At 63.7% G+C, this 19,890-nt stretch carries 12 protein-coding genes and 1 pseudogene; 2 read left to right on the forward strand and 11 right to left on the reverse strand.

The features are described from left to right. Nucleotides 1-117 (forward strand): annotated as a pseudogene (locus tag MSKU9_RS18150) (IS5/IS1182 family transposase); the annotation flags it as partial. 221 nt (nt 118-338) lie between these two features. On the opposite strand, the gene MSKU9_RS15190 reads toward MSKU9_RS18150, so the two are convergent. The 6 genes from MSKU9_RS15190 to MSKU9_RS15215 form a co-directional block, all read right to left on the reverse strand. Next, nucleotides 339-1,307, reverse strand: a complete 969-nt coding sequence (locus MSKU9_RS15190) for a Tim44 domain-containing protein (protein ID WP_141262233.1) — start codon at nt 1,305-1,307, stop codon at nt 339-341. Nucleotides 1,308-1,458: 151 nt separating this feature from the next. After that, nucleotides 1,459-2,799, reverse strand: a complete 1,341-nt coding sequence (locus MSKU9_RS15195) for a TldD/PmbA family protein (protein ID WP_141262234.1) — start codon at nt 2,797-2,799, stop codon at nt 1,459-1,461. Then, entirely contained in the window at nt 2,796-4,061 is a 1,266-nt protein-coding gene (locus MSKU9_RS15200) for a M16 family metallopeptidase (protein WP_141262243.1), read from the reverse strand. The genes MSKU9_RS15195 and MSKU9_RS15200 overlap by 4 nt, the downstream gene beginning before the upstream one ends. Nucleotides 4,062-4,143: 82 nt before the next feature. Then, nucleotides 4,144-5,550 (reverse strand): threonine synthase, encoded by a 1,407-nt coding sequence (thrC, locus tag MSKU9_RS15205; RefSeq protein ID WP_141262235.1) that lies wholly within the window; start codon nt 5,548-5,550, stop codon nt 4,144-4,146. 77 nt (nt 5,551-5,627) lie between these two features. Next, the gene (locus MSKU9_RS15210; RefSeq protein ID WP_141262236.1) at nt 5,628-6,779 is read right to left on the reverse strand and encodes an L-dopachrome tautomerase-related protein; all 1,152 of its coding nucleotides are present in this window, start codon (nt 6,777-6,779) and stop codon (nt 5,628-5,630) included. 164 nt (nt 6,780-6,943) lie between these two features. Then, the gene (locus tag MSKU9_RS15215; protein ID WP_141262237.1) at nt 6,944-8,464 is read right to left on the reverse strand and encodes a carboxypeptidase M32; all 1,521 of its coding nucleotides are present in this window, start codon (nt 8,462-8,464) and stop codon (nt 6,944-6,946) included. Between the two features lie 98 nt (nt 8,465-8,562). Here MSKU9_RS15215 and MSKU9_RS15220 point away from each other — a divergent pair, with 98 nt between their 5' ends. Continuing rightward, entirely contained in the window at nt 8,563-10,734 is a 2,172-nt protein-coding gene (locus MSKU9_RS15220) for a tetratricopeptide repeat protein (RefSeq protein WP_227002515.1), read from the forward strand. A gap of 112 nt (nt 10,735-10,846) precedes the next feature. Here the strand turns inward: MSKU9_RS15220 and MSKU9_RS15225 are convergent, their stop codons facing one another. The 5 genes from MSKU9_RS15225 to MSKU9_RS15245 form a co-directional block, all read right to left on the reverse strand. Continuing rightward, nucleotides 10,847-13,756 (reverse strand): [protein-PII] uridylyltransferase, encoded by a 2,910-nt coding sequence (locus MSKU9_RS15225; RefSeq protein WP_141262238.1) that lies wholly within the window; start codon nt 13,754-13,756, stop codon nt 10,847-10,849. Between the two features lie 82 nt (nt 13,757-13,838). Next, on the reverse strand, nt 13,839-16,448 hold the full coding sequence (mutS, locus tag MSKU9_RS15230; protein ID WP_141262239.1) for a DNA mismatch repair protein MutS: 2,610 nt from the start codon (nt 16,446-16,448) through the stop codon (nt 13,839-13,841). A gap of 60 nt (nt 16,449-16,508) precedes the next feature. Next, nucleotides 16,509-18,071: a murein biosynthesis integral membrane protein MurJ gene (murJ, locus tag MSKU9_RS15235; RefSeq protein WP_141262240.1), complete on the reverse strand. Its 1,563-nt coding sequence runs from the start codon at nt 18,069-18,071 to the stop codon at nt 16,509-16,511. A 36-nt stretch (nt 18,072-18,107) separates the two neighbouring features. Next, nucleotides 18,108-18,593, reverse strand: coding sequence for a glutathione peroxidase (locus MSKU9_RS15240; RefSeq protein ID WP_141262241.1), 486 nt, complete (start codon nt 18,591-18,593; stop codon nt 18,108-18,110). Nucleotides 18,594-18,699: 106 nt separating this feature from the next. After that, nucleotides 18,700-19,671 (reverse strand): NAD(P)H-dependent glycerol-3-phosphate dehydrogenase, encoded by a 972-nt coding sequence (locus tag MSKU9_RS15245; RefSeq protein ID WP_141262242.1) that lies wholly within the window; start codon nt 19,669-19,671, stop codon nt 18,700-18,702. Between the last annotated feature and the right edge of the window lie 219 nt (nt 19,672-19,890).

Here is a 19,890-nt window from a genome sequence, read left to right on the forward strand (position 1 = left end):
GAGAACTTCTTCTGCAAGCTCAAGGAGTTCAAGCGCATCGCCATGCGCAGCGAAAAAACAGACAGATCATTCGAAGCCATGATCTATCTCGTTGGCGCAATCATCAATTCAAGATAATTCCCAACAGGCCCCAAAATCACTTACTTATAAAAAATAGAAGTTTTTGGTGAAGCTTTTTTCAAAAGCTTTAGAAAACGTCGCCTTTCTGAAAAAAGGCAACATGATTTGCTGGATATGATCGGTGTGGCACTGCTCCCGCTCGCGGTTCAGTCGGGACGGTCATAAAAAAGGCCCGCATCAGGTGATGCGGGCCTTTTCCTGTCCAGATATGAACCGGGTCAGCGGCGCGGGGTCTGCTGGATGGCGGACAGCAGCCATGTGCCCGTCCCGGCCGAGCGGACGAATGTCCACAGTTCGGTCACGGTGGTACGGTTGCTGGGGTCGCCTTCAATTACGCGGCCCGTCATGTCGGTTGTGATGTCGATCATGGAATACTGCATGGCGACGGTGGCATAATCAAACCCGTTTTCGCGCCAGCTTTCCACCAGATCTCCGCGATCAAACCGGATATCCGACACCACGTTGCGTGCGCCGCGGCTGGCCAGATCATTCAGCTGACTGCTGAAATAGGACACCATTTCCGGCGTGGCCATGTGCTGCATGGCCCCAACATTCTGCTGGCTCCATGCCGTCTGGATATTGATCAGCGCCTGCTGGAAGGCCTGGTAATCGGCTGCCGTAATGGCGATACCTACCGGCTGCTGGCCGCCCTGTGGCACAGGCCCCGCACCCGGGCGCTGCATGCCAAACGGCATGGCGCTGCCAGCATTGGCACGATTTCCGGCAAAACGGCGGATGGCCCAGCGAACGATAAAGAAGACCAGCGCCAGCTGGATCAGCAGGCCAAGGAAACCGCTGCCCCCCATGCCGGATCCGAACATGCCATGACCGAACATCATGCCAAACAGGCCCGCGCCGATCAGGCCGCCCATGAAGCCACTCATGAACGGGCGACGGGGCTGTGCCATGGCCATTGCGCCACCAAACGGCGCACGCGCGCCGTAGCCAGGCGTGGGCTGCGGGCGGGGCGTCATGGTACGCTGGAACGGGGTTGCGCCAAACGGGGCGGTCTGTGATGGCGCGGGCGCACTATAGGTACGGGATCCACGGCTGCCCATGGAGAAGCCACCACCAGCGCGGGCGTCGGCTACATCGGGATGGGCCAGTAGCGGCAGCATGGTCAGGGCCGCGCTGGCAGCGAGGACGATGCTTTTACGCGGCATCAGGCGCGAGGAATTCTTTTTCATCTGGGTCAGGGTATCTGCAATCCTGTGTCGGAACCATCATTATCCTGCGGCCTGCATTATCCTGGGCCACCTGTTGCAGATATAAGTAAGCCCGCGCCCCCATAACAGGGGCAACGGGCTTACAGAAACATGAAATCACAGAAAGGATAAGTTACGCCCCTGCAATCACCATGTCGTCAATACGGATGGTCGGCGCATTGGTGGACTGGCGGAAGACCAGGTCATTGGCCGGGACCAGACGGGCAAACATGTCATTCAGGTTGCCCGCCACCGTCAGTTCGGCCACCGGTTCGGCCAGTACGCCATTCCGGATCATGAAGCCCGCAGCCCCCCGGCTGTAATCGCCGGTAATGCCGTTGATGGCCGATCCCATCATCTCGGTTATGTAAATCCCTTCCTTTATGTCCGCCATCAGGGCAGCAGGCGTCAGGTCGCCGGGCTGCATGAACATGTTGCCAAGCGATGGCGCAGGCGGCCCCGACGTGCCCCGGCTGGCGCAGCCATTGGGCTTCAGCCCCAGCTGCCGGGCGGAGCGTGAGTCGAGCGCCCATGTCTTCAGCACGCCATCTTCCACCAGCGTGCGGGTGGCGGTCAGCATGCCTTCGCCATCGAACGGGCGCGCGCCGGGACCACGCACACGGCGTGGGTTGTCAATGATGGTGATGCCGGCAGGCATGATGCGGCTGTCCATCTTTTCCTTGAGGAAAGAGGTCCCGCGCGCGATGGCGATGCCGTTGATCGCCCCTGACAGGTGGCCCAGCAGGCTGGTGGACACACGCGGGTCCAGCACGATGGGCATGCGCCCCGTGCGCGGACGCACCGGGTTCAGGCGGGCTACCGTACGTTCCCCCGCACGGCGGCCGATCAGACCCGCATCCTCAAGATCGGACAGGTGTACAGCGGAATGATAGTCGTAATCCCGTTCCATCTTCGTGCCGCTGCCCGCAACAGCACTGGCGGAGACGGAATGGCTGGTCCGTGCATACCGTCCCGAAAATCCGGCGGATGTCATGAGGATGATGTCCGACAGCCCGAAGCTTGCGGATGCGCCATTGCTGTTGGTGATGCCTGTTACCGCCAGTGCCGCTTCCTCCGCCACGCGCGCGCGGGTTACGAGGTCGGTGGTGGGGACTTCGGTCGGGTCGAACAGGTCCAGCCCGCCGGCGTCGGTAAAGGTGGTCGCGGCTTCGGCGCATAATCCGGCAAAGCGGTCCTCGGGCACCACGCGGGCCATGGCGACGGCGCGTTCGGCCAGCGTATCAAAACGTTCGGGGTCCAGCGCCGTGGCCGAAACAATGGCCGAACGCTGCCCGACAAAGACCCGCAGGCCAAGGTCGCAGGTTTCTGAGCGTTCAAGGTCTTCGGTCTGCCCATTGCGCACCTGCGCACCGTGGGCGACGCGGGTGACGTAGATCGCATCCGCCGCATCGGCCCCTGCCGTACGGGCACGGGTGATGAGGGTGGAAATCAGGTCGAGTGGTTCGGTACTCATGCCGCCAGCGCCCCCGTGATGCTGTCGAGGGAAGGAATAAGGCTGACCGGCCCGAGGGAGGCGAGCGTCGGCCTGCCGCTGAAGATGCGGGTTGCGACACGCTGCACATCGGCGATTGTGACAGCGTCGATCCGGCGCACGGTTTCCGCAGTCGGGATCAGGCGGCCAAAGACCTGCAACTGCCGGGCCAATTGTTCACACCGGCTGCCCGTACTTTCCAGTGACATGAGCAGCGAGGATTTGAGCTGTGCACGCGCTCGCCCCAGTTCCGCGTCCGTTACCGTATGGCGGACCTTGCGCAGTTCCTCCAGCGTCACGGGGACAAGGTCGGCCACCTGTGCTTCCCCCGTGCCGGCATAGATGCCGAACAGCCCGCCCTGACGGAAGGGCGCGTTGAAGGAATAGACGGAATAGACAAGTCCCCGCTTTTCCCGGATTTCCTGAAACAGCCGCGAGGACATGCCGCCACCCAGCAGCGTGGACAGCAGCAGGGCCGGGTAATAGTCCGGATCGCCATAAGGCATGGACGGGAAGCCCAGCACGATATGGGCCTGATCCAGTTCGCGTTCGCGGGTAAACGCACCGCCTACATAATTGACGGCGGGCTGTGGCGGGACCGTACCGGTGGGCAGGTCCGCGAAATGCTGCCGCACCAGATCCACCACGCGGTCGTGTTCAAGGTTGCCCGCCGCCGCGACGATGGTGTTGCCCGCGCGGTAATGGGTGCCCATGTAGTTGACCAGCGTTGCGCGCGACATGGTCTGGATGCCCGCTTCCGTGCCCAGCGTGGGGCGGCCCATCGGCTGGTCGGGAAAGGCGGTTTCCTGAAAATGGTCGAATACGATGTCATCGGGCGTGTCATTCGCCTGCCCGATTTCCTGCAGGATTACGCCGCGTTCGCGCTCCAGCTCATCCGGCGCAAGCGTGCTGTGGGTCAGGATATCCCCGATGATGTCCGCACCCAGCGACAGGTTCTCCTTCAGCAGCTTGACGTAATATGCCGTGTGCTCACGCGCGGTGTAGGCGTTGATATGGCCGCCCACGTTCTCGATTTCCTCGGCAATGCCCACGGCGGTGCGGGTACCCGTGCCCTTGAACGCCATGTGTTCGAGGAAATGGGACACCCCGTTTTCGGGCGCGGTTTCATTGCAGGTGCCCGCGGCGACATACGCCCCGAGGGACACGGTCTCCACCCGGTCCATCCGTTCGGTCACGATGGTCAGGCCGGAATCCAGTCGGGTCACATTGATCAGGTCGGTCATGCTGGTCCTGCGGGCGACGTGGCGCATCATGGCCCCATGCCGCCCCTTGCTTGCGTAAGATGGAAAAAGGAAAGGAGTGGGATCAGCCCGCCTTGCTGTTGGACAGGACCGCCGCGCGCACCCTGTCCTCGATCATGCCCAGATCGGCTGGTACCACGCTGTACCGTTCGGGCCGGTCATACAGGTCGGCCAGTGATGCGGGCAGGGCGGGGCGGATGCCGGTTGCCAGTTCCATCGCATCGGGAAACTTGGCAGGGTGGGCAGTTGACATGGCCACCATGGGAATCCCGGGTTCGCGGAAGGTGCGGCCAGCAGCGATGCCAATGGCCGTGTGCGGGTCGGCAAGGTAGTGGCTGCGGGTGTTCAGCATGCGGATTTCCGCCTCCGTCGCGGCGTCATCCAGCGAAATGCCGTGGAACAGCGCATTGGCGCGGTCCCAGACCGGGGTGGACACCTTCATTACGCCGGTCTTGCGGAAATCGGTCATGACGCGCGCGCACTCGGTGGCGTTGCGGTCCAGCAGTTCGAACAGCAGGCGTTCGAAGTTGGACGACACCTGAATATCCATCGACGGCGACAGGCTGGGCACTACGCCGTGGATGCTCATGTCGTTTTCGTTCAGGAAGCGCGAGAGGATATCGTTGCGGTTGGACCCCACGCATAGCGCGCGGATGGGCAGGCCCATGCGGCGGGCGACCCATGCGGCCAGCACGTTGCCGAAATTACCCGTGGGCACGGCAAACGATACCTCGCGGTCCGGCGCACCCAGGGCCAGGGCAGCGTAGACATAATACGGCACCTGGGCTGCGATACGCGCCCAGTTGATGGAATTGACCGCCGAGAGGTGCATGTCGGTGCGGAAGGGCGCATCGGCGAACATCGCCTTGACCAGATCCTGGCAGTCATCAAACGTGCCCTGTACCGCAAGGTTGGTCACGTTGGGTTCCAGCACGGTGGTCATCTGCCGGCGCTGCACTTCCGATGTGCGGCCCTCGGGGTGCAGGATCACCACGTTCAGACGCTTGCGGCCACGGCATGCCTCGATCGCAGCCGAGCCGGTATCACCCGAGGTCGCTCCCACGATGGTGACCTTCTCGTCACGTTCGTTCAGCACATGGTCAAACAGGCGGCCAAGCAGCTGCATGGCCATGTCCTTGAACGCCAGCGTCGGGCCGTGGAACAGTTCCTGCACGAACAGTCCGTCTTCCACCTGCGTCAGCGGCACGATGGCCGGGTGGTCGAATCGGCTATAGGCATCACGGCACAGCTTCAGCAGCACGTCATGCGTGATCGACCCTTCGGCAAAGGGGGCGATGATACGGGCCGCAAGCTCGGGGTAAGGCAGGCCGCGCAGGTCGCGCCACTGGGCCACCGACAGTTCGGGCCAGCTTTCGGGCAGGTACAGGCCACCGTCCTCTGCCAGCCCCGCCAGCAGAACGGACGAAAAATCGCAGACGGGGGCATTCCCCCGGGTAGAAATATAGCGCATTGCACCATCATAATCCCAACCGCCCCCCGCGCGAAGGGGGCGGATGCGGCGCGCGGTGCAATTCCGCGCGTGGTGTGTCAGAATTTCGGTGGTGGCAGGTTGCCGATATTGATGCGGTAGATATGTACCGGCCACTGGATGGCGTTATGCCCGCCATTCAGCGGTGCGGTGCGGTCGAGCTGGGATGCGGGCACATAAAGCTGCCCGTCGCCGGTCGCGAACGACCCGCCGGGCCAGTGCAGGCGCGGGTCGGTCACGATTTTCTGGTAAACGCGATCAGGCATCAGGCGGAAGATGCTGCCGGTGGACACGTCATTGAAATACAGCGTGCCATCCGGCCCGACGGTGATGCCGCCCAGCGGTGGCGTCTTGTACCACAGGGTGGGGCCTTCCTCCAGTTCGATGGGGGTAACCTTCGGGTCCACCAGCAGGTCTGTGTCCAGCTTGTAAACGGGACCGCATAGCGGCTCGAAATACAGCCACTGGCCATCGGCACTTATGTCCATCTGGCTGATATTGATGATGGCGGTGTGTCCTGCCGGGTTGGTCGCCACCTTGCCGTCGACCGTAATGGGCTGGTGCGCGGTCAGGGCGGGCGTGTGTTCCATAAGGCGGCGCTGGATGTTGGTGTCCAGCCTGACCACGATCATGGCGGGGATGCCGGAATCCCCGATGAAGGCATGCCCGCGCGCAATACGCATGGTGGCGGCATAACTGCCCGCGCGCAGCATGCCGGGATTGAGTGGCCATGTCTGCATGACCTGACCGGTATGGCTGTCGATCTTCACGATCTTGGGGCCACCTTCTTCCGGTTTGCCTGCCGGGTCGGGCTGTCCGCTATCCAGCACCCACAGCGTGCCATCGGGCTGGAGCTGGATATCGGACGGGGCGACCAGCCGGTCTGCCGCTGGTGTGGCAGGATCATTCCATGAATTGTCGGGATAGGGATGGGGCGTATTGTCCCCGTCCACCAGCGCCAGCCCCGGGCCGGTATTCCCTGCCCAGCGCGGCAGTTCCACCAGCAGCCGTCCGTCCGGCAGCACGACCACCCGGTCCCATGCGGCGGTTGAGGAGGACGCGACGTCCTCCAGCACTGCAGGCGGGTTGAGTGGCGGCGCGGGTTTGGCCGCATGGGCCGTATGGGGCGCGCCCAGCAGGCAGGTACCGCAGGCAAGGAGAAAACCCGCGGAGCGCAGGTGGCGGATGGCAGATGGAGATTTCGCGTACATCGCGCGTTATCTCGTCACGAACCGCGGCGATTGGCAAGGGGGGCATGCGGCATGTCCGCCCTGTCGTACAGGACTGTTGGGGGAGGCTGCCTGTCAATCAAGAACGCCGCCTTTTTGGAAAAAGGCGGCATCCTAAAAAATGCTGTTATTTTTTATCAATAATTTCAGGCCAGCGCGCAGTACCGCTGACGCAGGTGTCGCAGGTATGGCCCCGTATTGGGCACCGCGCCCGTGGCGTCGCGCACGATCTCACTGGTGGACGCACCACTGCCACGGGCATGGATACGCGGACGCAGCCATGCCAGCAGGGGCGCGAAATCGCCTTTGGCAATGCTGGACATGATGGTGGGATCGTCACGCTGTGCTGCTTCGCGCAACTGCGCCGCGATAACAGCCCCCAGCGTATAGGTGGGGAAATATCCCCATGCGCCAGATGGCCAGTGGATATCCTGCAGGCAGCCCAGACGATCTTCGGTTACCTTCAGCCCCAACAGGTCATGGATGCGGGCATTGAAGGCTTCCGGCAGGTCCGCCAGCTTCATCCTGCCCGCGATCAGCGCGGTTTCCATTTCATACCGCACAAGGATATGCGCAGGATAAGTGACTTCATCAGCATCCACGCGGATGAAGCCGGGGCGCACGCGGGTGACAAGCCGGTGCAGGTTGTCTGCATCCCATGCCGGGTCGGTGTCAGTCCCACCAAACGCATCGCGCAGGCGTGGCGCCATCCAGTCCATGAAGGGCTGCGACCGTGCGACCTGCATTTCCATAAGCAGGGACTGGCTTTCATGCAGGCTCATGCCGCGTGCCTCTCCCACCGGCTGGGCACGCCATGCCCTGGGCAGGCCCTGTTCATACAGCGCGTGCCCGGTTTCATGCACGATGCCCATAAGCGCGTTGATGCAGTCCTGTTCCTCATACCGGGTGGTGATGCGCACATCATCCTCCGCCCCGCCGCAGAAGGGGTGCAGGCTGACATCCAGCCGCCCGCGCTGCATGTCGAAGCCCAGCGCATGCATGGTCCCATGCCCCAGTCGCGCTTGTGCCGGCACATCAAACGGGCCGGAAGGTGCCACGGGGGCGGGCAGGCTTGCCTGATGCGCCAGCGCCGTGCGGATCAGGTCGGGCAGTTCGCTGGCCAGTTCGGCAAAGACCGGGTCGATATCCGCCTGCCGCGTACCCGCGTCATACTGATCCAGCAGCGCGTCATAAGGCGAAAGGCCAAGGGCCTGCGCCTTGGCTGCGGCAATGTCGCGCGTGCGGGCCAGCACGGTTTCCAGTTCGGGCAGCAGGCTGGCGAAATCGCTGTTCTGTCGCGCGGTGCGCCAGGCCATTTCGCACCGCGAGGACGCGCGTGACATCGCCTCCACCAGATCTGACGGCACGGCGGCGGCATGGGCATGCTGGCGGCGCATTTCATGCAGGTTGGCCTGCGCCATGGGGGTGCCGGGGGCCTGCGCGCGCGCCAGCAGCTCGCCCATGTCCGGCGCGGTCATGAGTTCGTGTGACAGGACGGCAAGGGCCGCAATGCTTTCGGCGCGGCTGTCGCTCGCCCCCGTTGGCATCATGGTGTCCTTGTCCCAGCCGAGGATTCCCAGGGCATTACGTATATGCCCCATGCGGGCGAAACGCTGCCGCAACGTATCATAGGCCTGCTGGCCGGTCGTGCCGGAGGAAGTGTTCATGCGGGTTCCTGACCGAAATTCTTAACGTTCTGTCGCGTATGGATAACGGGGGGAGTGTGCGGGACCGTCCCCCACCATGCAAGGGAAGGCCGGATGAGATGAACGCGAACAGCGCGGGCAGGCAGGACATGGACAGACGGGGCATTCTGGCACGTGGCCATGCGGCCCTGCGTGCGGGGGATATCAATACTGCACGGGCGTGTTTCGCTGCCCTTCGCGCGCGCCATTCCGATGATCCTGATGCCCTGCACGGACTGGCCTGCGTTGCGCTGGCGGCGGGGCGGCCGGATCTGGCCATAACTCTTGCAGGGCAGGCCGTCAGACTTTCGCCACAGGGACCATTCCACGAAGTGCTGGCCCGCGCCCTGCTGGTGCAGGGGCACCACATGGCCGCACAGGCCGCGATTCGGGCGGCGTGCATGTGCCAGCCCGATGATGTGCCTGTCCTGCTGGCCTGTGCCGAGATCATGGAGGCGACAGGCGACCCATGGGCCGCAGCTGAGGCTTATGTGCGGGCGGTCACCATATCCCCTGCGCCGGCCGTGCAGGCACGCAGGCTGCACGCCCGTTTCCTGTGGCGACGGGGGCAGCGTGACGCCGCCATACAGCAGATGCATCATATGATACGACGGGTGCCGGACCCGGTCCTTATGCACGAACTGGCCGAAATGCTGCTGGCGCATCGACTGCCCGAACAGGCCGAAGCAGTCGTTCGGGCGGTCGTGGCGCATGATCCCGATGATGGCGTGGCCCTGTCTCTTCTGGGTACGCTTCTGTTTGCGCGTGGCCGGATGCGCCCTGCGGCGGCAGTGCTGGAACGCGCCATGGCGCATGGTCCGACAGTGGAAACCTGCAGCAACCTTGGCCTTGCCCGCATGGCGCTGGGGGATATGCGGGGGGCGGGCAGTGCTTTTGCCATTGCGATGCGCCTGCGGCCCGATGACGCGCGTATTGCGCTGAACCATGCAACCGGTCTGTTTGAAGGCGGCAACGTGATGCAGGCCGCCACGGTATATGAAACCATACTGGCGCATGATCCGCCGCCCGATCGCGATACACAGGCCCGGGCGCGGTTCAACCTTGGCGTGGCCTGTCTGGCGCAGGGGAAACTGCGGCAGGGATGGAAGCTGTGGGAATCCCGGCTGGACTTCCTGCCCGCGCATCCATCCGCCAGCCGCCTGCCGCGATGGGATGGGCATGGGCTGCCTGCGGGCTGGGCGCTGCTGGTGCATGTGACAGGGCAGGGGCTGGGGGATGCTGTCCATTTCCTGCGTTACGTACCCCTTGCGGCCCGGCGGGTGCCGGTTGTGCTGGAAGTGCCCGCTTCCCTGCGGCGACTGGCGGCCACGTTGGGGCAGGGGGAGACATATCCCATAAAAATTATCACACATAATATAAATGATAGTGCGGGTTCGGCTGCGCAATGTGATCTGTTCAGCCTGCCGCACCTGCTGGGCGCGGACAGCGTGCCACCCTTCAGGCCATATCTGGGAGAAAGCCCATGGCGGCAGCCCAGTGGGCGGAAGGGGCCATTACGGGTTGGGTTGTGCCATGCGGGTAACGCCGCCTATCGCTTTGACGCGCGACGTTCCATTCCGGTGGAGGATTTGTCGGCACTGGGGGAAATTGCAGGGATCGAATTCATATCCCTGCGTCCGCAGGCTGTGGACATGGTGGATCCGCCTTTTGTCCGGCACGAATTGCCGTCTGATGCAGACCTGATGGATACTGCGCGTCTGATCGCAACGCTGGATCTGGTCATCAGCGTGGATACGCTGTCCGCCCATCTGGCCGGGGCCATGGGCTGTCCGGTGTGGCTGTTGTGTCGTTTCGGCGGGGACTGGCGGTGGTCGCCGGCTTTTGACCTGCCTGTGCCGGCAATGGCTGGGAGATTGCCCGAACCTGACCCGTTACCATCAGGAAACGGCAAAAAGCTGCGTGAAACGTCAGGCTTTGAAGCATCTTTAAATGACAGGGAGGTTTCTATTGAAGCTTTGGTCAGGAAGCTTCAGGAAGCGTCGTCTTTTCGGGAAAATACAGCATCCGGAAACTTTTATTGTTTTTTATCAACAATTTGTTTTCAAATTATTTCCAGGCACAGGAATATGCTTCCCCCTTTGCGGCCTGCCAGCCAGTGGTACCCAAACCTGCGCCTGTTCCGTCAGGCCAGCCTTTTGCCCCCGCAACAGGCATGGACGCCGGTCATGGCCGACCTGTGCCGCACCCTGCGGGTATGGGCGGCGGGTTGGCGACGGGATGCTGGAACCTGAAAAATTTTTTGGTGAAGCTTTTTTCAAAAAGCTTCAAAAGAGTGCCGCCTTTTTGAAAAAAGGCGGCGCCAAAAAATTTTATTTATTTTTACCAATGGGTTGAATCAGTGGGTCAGATTGTAATGGATTCCAGTTCGGACGACCGGCGCTGGGCAGCGGCTTCCGCTTCCTGCAATCCCGCCAGCAGGGTCGTGCGGATACGGTCAAGACGGCCCTTGTCCGTGATTTTCAGCCCAAACAGGTCCTTGACGTAAAAAACGTCCACCGCCCGCACGCCATAGGTGGTGATATGGGCAGACGCGATCTGCAGTTTCTGTTCACTCAGCGCCGCAGTCACATCATGCAGCAGGCCAGGTCGGTCGCGGCCGTTTATTTCCACCACCGTGCAGGTGTTCGATGCACGGTTGTCGATCACCACACGTGGCGGCACGTGGATTGCGCGCATGCGGCGGCCGCTCAGCCTGCGGCCACACTGGGCAATTTCACGGTTGATGTTGATACGGCCCGTCAGCGCCTGTTCCACCAGCAGTGACAGCCGCGCAAGCTGCTGCGGTTCCTCGAACGCAGCCCCACCCGCATCCTGAATCCACAACGTATCCAGCGCCATGCCGTTGGTCATGGTGTGAATGCGCGCATCCACGATCGAGGCCCCGGCAATGGCCACCGCCCCTGCGATCTTGGAAAACAGGCCCGGATGGTCGGCAGCGTAAATCGTGACTTCCGTCACCCCGCGCGCGGGCAGGGGCTGGGTTTCCACCGTCAGCGGCGAATGCATGCGTTCCGATTCGCTGATCAGCCGGGCATGGCGGGCATGGGTATCATGGTCGAAGGACAGCCAGTAACTGCCGTAACCCAGTCCCATGAAGTGCTGGACATCAGCTTCGTTCATGCCGTCTTCCACCAGCCACTGGGCGGTCGCACCCTTGGCACGTTCCACGCGCACGTCGCGTTCGGTGGTGGCAAGGCTGCCTTCCAGCACCTCCGCCACGCGCATGTACAGCTCGTTCAGCAGCGTCGCCTTCCACGCGTTCCATACGCGTGGCCCCACCGCGCGCATGTCCACGATGGTCAGCAGCAGCAGCAGCCGCAGGCGTTCGGGCGACTGGATGATATCGGCCAGATCAAGGATGGTCTTGGGATCGTCAATGTCGCGCTGGAACGCGGTGTGGCTGAGCAGCAGGTGGTGCAGCACCAGCCATGAAACCGTTTCCGTCTCCTCGCTGTCCATGCCCAGTTCGGGACAGACATACAGCGCGATCTGCGACCCAATTTCCGAATGGTCGCCGCCACGGCCCTTGGCGATGTCATGCAGCATGACCGCCACATACAGCGCGCGGCGTGAATGCAGGTTGCGCGCAAGGTCGTAGGCGATGGGGATTTCATCAGCCATCTGCCCGTGTTCCACCCGACCAAGGATGCGCAGCGCGTCGATGATATGCTCATCAACCGTAAACACATGGTACGTGTCGAACTGCATCTGTCCCACAACACGGGACCAGTCGGGCAGCAGGCGGCCCATAAGCCCGGTTTCATTGAGGATATGCAGCCAGTAGGCGTTACCCTTGCGCCGTCCTTCATCCATCAGGTGGAAGCTGGGGGAGGCATCGGGCAGTTCGGCTGTCTCGCCACGGGGGGCGCGCTGCGGGCGGTCAGGCGGGTCGCCGCACATGAGGTCGAGGAAGATGCGCGCGGTTTCCGGATCGCCACGCAGGCTGGCGGCCTTGCGTTCCCACCGGATCAGCTGGTGCATCGCCATGGGGTGGATGGGCAGCTTGCGCTTCTTGGCCCAGTCCAGCAGGCGCATCATCTGGATGGGTTCATTTTCGAATGATGTGCCGCGCTGGGGAAGGATACGGCCATCCAGCACGGTAAAGCCCGCGTCACGCATCTGGCTGTCGGCTTCGGGCGCGTTGGCCACGGGACCGAGCGCCTGACGCAGCACGGCGGGTTCCAGCACCAGTGTCAGGCGCATGACCTCGCGCACGGTCAGGAAGTAGTGGCGCATGAAGCGTTCCACGCCTACCTGCCGCCCGTGGCGGGTATAGCCCATGCGGCCGCCCACGACCGGCTGTACGTCGAATGTCAGCCGTTCTTCCGCCCGCCCCGACACGTAATGCAGGTGGAAACGCACCCGCCACAGGAAGTCCCATGCCCGGCGCGCGCGCTTGGCTTCGGGTTCCGTCAGCAGCCCCAGTTCGCTGAAGCCGGGGGCCAGCAGGTCGGAGACATGGCGCGTGCCAAAGGTATAGCGGCACATCCAGTACAGCGTCTGCAGGTCGCGCAGGCCGCCACGGCCTTCCTTTATGTTGGGTTCCACCAGATAGGGGCTGTCGCCAAAACGGTGGTGGCGGGCGGCGCGTTCCTTGCGCTTGTCGGTAATGAAGCGGTCCGCGCCCGCGCGCACGCAGGCCACGATATAGCGGGCCTGGAACATGGAAAACAGCGATTCGCTGCCGGTCAGGGCGCGGGCATCCAGCAGGGTGGTCCGTACGGTGGTATCGGCTTCCGCCTCGGCAATGCATTCATTGATGGTGCGGGTTGCGTGCCCGACCTTCAGCCCCAGATCCCACAGGAAATACAGAATGTATTCCACGCAGGCGCGTACGTCCTCGCCCTGTTCTTCTGACGCATCGGGGATCAGGAACAGAAGGTCGATATCACTGAACGGCGCCAGCAGGCCACGCCCGTACCCGCCGGTCGCTGCAATGGCGAAGGGGGCTTCGGGTTGCGAATCGATATCCGTCTGTTGCATGGCGAAGCTGGCCAGCACGCGGATCATGCCATCGGTATAGGCCGCCAGCAGCTTGCCGGCCTCGGCGCCGCCCAGACGGTGATGCTCGAATTCCTCGCGTACATGGGCCTGGTAACGCGACAGGTGGCGGCGGACCAGCCCTATGGCGTCCTCCCGCGGCAGGGCGCGTGCATCGTCACCGCCATCCCCGGACGGGAACAGGGCGGTATGGAGGGCGTTTGTCATGGCCTCGACCGAAGCAGAGGCGAAAGGGGGGGCGGCGTTCGACATCGTGGTCAGATGGCGTCCTGTATATGACGGTAAAGATCCGGGGGAGTGTGCCGCCCTTGATAGGGTCAGGTCCAGAGCCGTATCAGGGTTTCAGCAGTTTTTTGAGTTTATATAACATTTCCAGTGCCGTGCGCGGACTTAACGCATCGGGGTCCAGTTCCGCGATCATATCCATCGCGGCAGGCGGCAGTGCGGGGGCCTCCGGTTCTTCCGGCATGTCGGGTGATGCCTGTTCAAACAGCGGCAGGGGCGGGGCCTGCCGGCCGCGTTCCTTCTCCAGCATGGACAGCAGGCGGCCCGCGCGGCGCACTACGGGTTCGGGCACGCCCGCCAGGCGCGCGACATGCACGCCCCAGCTGCGGCGGGCGGAACCGGGTATGACCTCATGCTGGAAAATGACCTGTCCCTTCCATTCGCGCACGCTCATGGTGTGGGGGGACAGGCGGGGCATGCTGTCCGCCAGTTCGGCCAGTTCATGGAAATGCGTTGCGAATATCGCGCGGCAGCGCAGCGTGGAATGCAGGGTTTCCAGCACGGCCCATGCAATTGCCAGTCCATCCAGCGTGGAGGTGCCGCGCCCGATTTCATCCACCACTACCAGCGACCGTGGGCCTGCCTGGTTCAGGATGGCGGCGGTCTCGGTCATTTCCACCATGAAGGTGGACCGCCCGCGCGCCAGGTCATCGGATGCGCCAACACGTGAAAACAGCCGGTCCACCACGCCAATGCGCATGGCCTGTGCCGAAACAGGCAGGCCTGCCTGCGCCAGTATGACCGCCAGCGCCGTCTGCCGCAGGAAGGTGGACTTGCCCGCCATGTTGGGGCCGGTCAGCAGCATGACGCGGTGATCGGGTTCCAGATCGCAGTCATTGGGGGTGAAGCGCGCGTTCTTGGGCAGGGCGGCTTCCACCACCGGATGCCGGCCCGCGCGGATGACAAAGGACGTATCCGTGCCGACAGCGGGACAGCACCACATGCCGCCACCGGCCAGCATCGCGCAGGACTGTGCGATGTCGATGCACGACAGGGCGGCCGCCATGTCCGGCAGGGCGGTTTCGTCCAGTATCCTGCCCACCACCTGTGTAAACAGGTGGCGTTCGCGCAGGCCCGCGTTTTCGGCGGCCTGCGCGATCTGCTGGTCAAGGCTGACCAGCCGTTCGGTCGAAAAGCGGCTGGCGCTGGCGGTGCCCTGCCGCATGATCAGGTCTTCACGCCCGCGCAGGCGTGCGCTGGCTGCGGCGGGCACCTCGATCACATAGCCAAGCTGGGCATGGTGGCGGATCTTGAGGTTGGGGACGCCGAACTCGGTGGCGTATTCCTGCTGCAGGGCCGCAATCACACGCCTGCTGCCGTCGCGCAGTTCGCGCTGGGCATCCAGTTCCGCATCATAGCCACTGGCGATGATGCCACCGTCATCCATGCGCGCGGGCGGGTTTTCGCTCAGCGCGCGCGCCAGCAGGTCCTGCAGTTCATGTGCGCGGTCCAGGTGGCGTGCTGCCTGTTCCATGATAAGGGGCAGGGTGTCGTGCCGGTTCAGGATTGTCCCGATTTCGCGCGCCACGCCAATGGCCAGACGGATGGCCACCGCGTCGCGTGGCTGCCCGCGGCCCAGTGACAGCCGGCCCAGCGCGCGCGCCATGTCGGGGGCGGCACGCAGGCTGGCGCGCAGGTCGTCGCGTATTCCCGGCTTGTCCAGCAGCCATACCCATCCGGCCTGCCTGCGGGCAATGCGTTCGGGATCGGTCAGGGGGGCGGCGATCCAGTCCGCCAGCATCCGGCTGCCGGCTGCGGTGACGGTGCGGGACACGGCGGCGAACAGGGTATGTTCGGTTTCGCCATCACGCGTGCGCAGCAGGTCGAGGCTGGCGCGGGTAGCGGGGTCAAGGCCAAGGATGTCGCTGCTGTCGCTGGGGCGGGGATGCGACAGGCGTGGCAGCTGGCCCGCCTGGCTGCGGCGGATGTAGTCAATGGCCGCCGCAGCCGCCATGGCTTCCGCGTCGCTGAAGGTGCCAAAGGCGTCAGGGCTGGCTACGCCAAAGGCTTCGGCCATGCGCTGGCGGGCGGCATCGGCGCTGGCAGGCGGGACGATGGGCGTGCGGCGGCCCGCGAAATCACCCAGATCCACATTATCCGCACACAGGATTTCCGCCGGGTCCAGACGGCCCAGCAGGTCGTTCAGGTCACGCGCGGGGACCGTGGCGGTTTCAAACAGCCCGGTGGAAATATCGATCCACGCAAGGCCGGGATCGCTGGCGTCACGTCCGGTGGGGCAGATAATGGCGGCCAGCAGGTTCTGCCGTCCCGCCTCCAGCAGTTCATCCTCGGTCAGCGTGCCCGGCGTGATCAGGCGCACGACCTCGCGCCGCAGTGGTCCCTTGGATGCGGGGCGTCCCTTGCGGGGCTGTTCGGTCTGTTCGGCCACCGATACGCGGAACCCGCGCCGGATCAGGCGCGCAAGGTAGGCCTGCGCCGCATGCACAGGCACGCCGCACATGGCGATGGGTTCGCCCCCATGCGTGCCGCGCGCGGTCAGCGAGATGTCCAGCGCCGCCGCCGCCGCTTCCGCATCATTGAAAAACAGTTCGTAGAAATCCCCCATCCTGAAGAACAGCAGGGCGTCGGGATGTTCGGCTTTGAGCGCAAACCACTGCGCCATGGCGGGGGTGGCGCCTTCGGGGGATGGGAATGTCATGTCCGGTGTCTAGCGGCGGGGTAGGGGATTCGCCAGTGCGGATTTCATGGCAGCCCCGGCTTATGCCGCGCGGTTGCGGCGCAGCCTGCGGCTGATCGCGGCCATAGCCTGACGCATGTCCGCAATCCCCAGCACCTGCAGCGCCAGCAGGTAAATGCCGACACCCAGCGTGACCATCACGCCCACATCCACGATCCGTATGACCGGGCCTGCCTGCATCGCGCGGCCAAGGGGTGTGTAACCCAGCATGACCAGCCCCACCGTCATCACCATCGCGCAGACCATCATGCCCGCCAGTTGCCGGATCAGGGTCGGGTCCGGCACCAGCGCGCCACGCCGCAGCAGCAGGAATGCCAGAACACCGGCATTGACCATCGCCGCAAGGCTGCTGGCCAGTGGCGGGCCGATATGGGCCAGCCAGTGCATGAAGCTTATGTTCAGGATGAAATTCAGCACCAGCGTGCCCATGCCCACCAGCACCGGCGTGCGGGTATCCCCGCGCGCGAAGAACCCCGGCGAGAGTACCTTGACCAGCACGAAGGCTGGCAGCCCCAGCGCATAGGCCCGCAGTGACTGCGCCGACAGCATCGCGTCATGCGCCGAAAAATGCCCATGACCGAACAGCGCCATCATGACCGGTGCCGCGATGACCAGCAGCCCCGCCGCCGCAGGCAGCGTCAGGATCAGGGCATAGGAAATGGCCCGGTTCTGGATATGGTGCGCCCCGGTCAGATCATCCGCCGCAAGGTGCCGCGTCAGCACCGGCAGCAGCGTGGTGCCTGCCGCAGCCCCCAGTACCCCCAGCGGCAGCTGGTTTACCCGGTCGGCAAAATACATGAGCGAGACACTGCCCGCAGGCAGCAGGGTGGCGATGATGGTGTCGATCAGGAAGTTGATCTGCGTGATCCCGCTGCCCACCAGCCCAACCCCCATGCGCGCCAGCAGCGTGCGGATGCGGGGTGTCAGGCAGGGCGCGACAAGGCGCAGGCGCATTCCGGCCCGGCGGGCGGCATATAGGAGGATGCCGAACTGTACCACGCCCGATGCCGTCACCCCCCATGCGGCGGCATGGGCTACGTCGCCCGTAAGCGGGGGAAGGACAAGGATGGCGGCAATGCCGATGATGTTGAAGCTGACATACGCTGCTGCCGCCACGCCGAAATGGTGCATGCCGTTCAGAACGCCCGAAACCAGTGCTGCCCCGCAGATCATCAGCAGGTAGGGAAACGTGATGCGGCTTAGCGATATGGCCAGCGTGTCCCGCACGTCGCCATGCGTGAACCCTGGCGCGATCAGGCGCAGCACGCCGGGCATGAAGATTTCCCCCAGCACTGTCAGAAAAAGCAGCCATGACAGCAGGACGCTCATCGTCTCGCTGGCGAATCGCTGTGCGGTGTCGCGGCCCTCGCGTTCCAGCAGGGCGGAGAACAGTGGCACGAAGGCGGCGTTCAGTGCGCCTTCGCCAAACAGGCGGCGGAACATGTTGGGCAGGCGGAAGGCGATCTGGTACGCGTCCTGCGCCGCGCCCGTGCCCAGCAGGGCCGCAAGCAGCTGGTCACGCACCAGTCCCAGCACGCGGCTGATCATGGTCCAGCCGCTTACGGTCAGGAAACCCTTCAGCATGGTGTCAGCATGACGCGCGCGGAGATGATGGGGGCATCAGTGATCCATCACTGCCCGTTCGACCGCTATGCGCACGCGCCGCGATTCGGGTGATGTGACGGAAGTGAACCAGTTGACCAGCTGCCCGTCGCGCCCGATCAGGTATTTGTAGAAATTCCAGCGCGGCAGCGACAGGAACCCGCCCTCGCGCGCCAGCCACCGGAACAGCGGGATCGCCTGCGGTCCCTTCACATGGCTTTTGGCGGTCAGGGGAAAGGTGACGTTGTAGTTGCGCTGGCAGAATGTTGTGATCTGCTCGGGCGTACCGGGTTCCTGATTGCCGAAATCGCTGGACGGTACGCCAATCACCATCAGGTCATGGCTGCGCCATGTTGTCCACAGGCTCTGCAATCCTTCATATTGCGGGGTGAAACCGCATTTGGACGCCGTATTGGCGATCAGGATCGGCTTGCCCCGCAACGTGGACAGGTCAATGTCGGGACCATTCAGGGCAGGCAGGACAAAATCATAGATCGTGGTCATTGGGATGCTCGGTTTCGTAAGCGCGCCGGAAGAACCGGATTGCCGGGTCGCATGCAGGGGGTCAAGTCGCCTGTTTGCAGATGAGGGATGTGGCGTTCGTGTCCGTTCAGGCAAATTCATGCCCGACCGGGCGCGACAGCAGCAGCTGACTGGCGTCATCCATGTCGATCGTGCCAGCCAGAAGGCTGGTGACGGTGGCGATGACCGGCGTGCTGACGCCATGCTGGCGTGCAAGCTGCAGTAGCGCGGGTGCCGTCGCCCGGCCTTCGGCAACACCTTCCAGCGCATCTGCAGCCTGCTGTGCCGGGGTTCCCTGACCAATCGCCAGACCAAGGCGGTAATTACGTGACGCAGCACCGGTGCAGGTCAGCAGCAGATCCCCGATTCCCGCAAGGCCCGACAGCGTTTCGGGCCGCCCGCCCAGCGCGTGGGACAGGCGCGACAGTTCGGCAATGCTGCGGGTAATCAGGGCCGCGCGGGCATTTTCCCCCAGTTTCGCCCCGATGGCCGCACCTGCTGCGATGGCGATCACGTTCTTTGCCGCCCCACCCAGTTGCACGCCCGTCGGGTCGTCGCTGGCATACAGCCGGAAGGCGGGCGTGGTCAGCAGGTCCGCAAGCCTCCGGGCCTGCGTGCGATCCGCACTGGCCAGCACGGCGGCGGCAGGCTGCCCGGTCGCGATTTCATGCGCGAAGTTGGGACCGGACAGCACGCCCAGCACGCTGTGGGGGAACAGTTCTCCCAGGACCTGTAGCGGCATGAGGCCGGTTGCCTGCTCGATCCCCTTGCAGCATGCGATCATCGGCGCGCAGGGCGGCACGTTGCGGGCAGTGACGCGCAGGTGCTGCATGGGGCATGCCAGCAGGATCAGGTCGGCCTGACGTGGCATGACGTCGCTTACGGCAATGCCGGATGGCAGGGCGTAGCCGGGCAGGCGGGGCATGACGCGGCCTGCGGACATGGCAGCGGGATTGCGTGCCCACAGGCTGACTTCGGCCCCCGCGCGGGCGGCCTGCAGCGCCAGCGCCGTCCCCCATGCGCCTGCGCCGATCACGGCAATCCGTGCGGTATGCGTCATCCGTCTGTTCCCCGAAGGTTATGTACCGTATCCGGCATTTTTGTTGCTTGCTTGTCAGTCAGCTAACAAAACGGCCTGTAAATCATAAAGAAGTTTTTGGTGAAGCTTTTTTCAAGAAGCGTCAAAGAACGCCGTCTTTTTGGGGGCTGTTGGGAATTGAGTTTTCTAAAGGGCCATGATGTGTTTCAAAGACCATATGGATCGCTTCATACTGACGGA

Source organism: Komagataeibacter diospyri (assembly GCF_006538165.1).
Classification (GTDB): domain Bacteria; phylum Pseudomonadota; class Alphaproteobacteria; order Acetobacterales; family Acetobacteraceae; genus Komagataeibacter; species Komagataeibacter diospyri.